The sequence below is a fragment of the Flavobacterium pasteuri genome (assembly GCF_048286615.1).
Classification (GTDB): domain Bacteria; phylum Bacteroidota; class Bacteroidia; order Flavobacteriales; family Flavobacteriaceae; genus Flavobacterium.
On the sequence record NZ_JBLVPN010000021.1, the window covers coordinates 1 to 1,042 of the forward strand.

The 1,042-nt window shown below is 41.9% G+C and carries 1 protein-coding gene; it reads left to right on the top strand.

Annotated elements, in window-relative coordinates; all coding sequences use genetic code 11:
• A partial coding sequence (locus ACNQF6_RS15720; protein ID WP_417966966.1) for a tandem-95 repeat protein occupies positions 1-1,042 on the top strand: 1,042 nt, incomplete at both ends.

A 1,042-nucleotide genomic window follows, 5' to 3' on the forward strand; every position in this document is an offset into this window, starting at 1 on the left:
GGTAAGTATCCTTACCAACGATACGGATGTAGATGGTAACCCAACAGCAGCTGTAAACGGAGTAGGACAATTTAGTGTTGATTTAGACACGGCTACCGCAGGAGTACAAGATTCATTTACAAACGCACAAGGCGCTTGGACATTAAATCCAGCAACAGGCGAAGTAACATTTGATCCTGCAACCAACTTCAACGGAACAGCAACATTAACATACGATTTATGTGATCCAGCTGGTTTATGCGATACAGCTCTTATTACATTTGTAGTAACGGCAGTAAATGATGCACCAGTTGCCAATGATGACGACCAAAGCGCTACACCACTTACAGAAGATGGTGCCAATGGTGCGGTAAGTATCCTTACCAACGATACGGATGTAGATGGTAACCCAACAGCAGCTGTAAACGGAGTAGGACAATTTAGTGTTGATTTAGACACGGCTACCGCAGGAGTACAAGATTCATTTACAAACGCACAAGGCGCTTGGACATTAAATCCAGCAACAGGCGAAGTAACATTTGATCCTGCAACCAACTTCAACGGAACAGCAACATTAACATACGATTTATGTGATCCAGCTGGTTTATGCGATACAGCTCTTATTACATTTGTAGTAACGGCAGTAAATGATGCGCCAGTATTAGATAATGATACCAATTCAACGGTTATTAATACAGCTACTACAGGAGGCGACTTAACAGATGCAGGAGATTCAGATCCAGAGGGTACTGCTTTAGTAGTAAATATAACACCAGTAAGCGGTCCAACAAACGGAAGTATTGTATTAAATGCAGATGGTACGTATGTTTACACACCAAATTCAGGATTCGTTGGTACAGATATCATCAGGGTAGAAATTTGTGATTCAGGTACACCATTACCAAGAATATGTGTTATACAAGACCTAACAATAACGGTTCCAAACGGAGACTTAGATGGCGATGGTAATCCGGATAATACGGATCCAAACCCAAGTGTTCCAACAGCGAATGACGATGCACTAAGTGCAGCATTTGGAGCTGCTGCCACAGTAAACATTTTA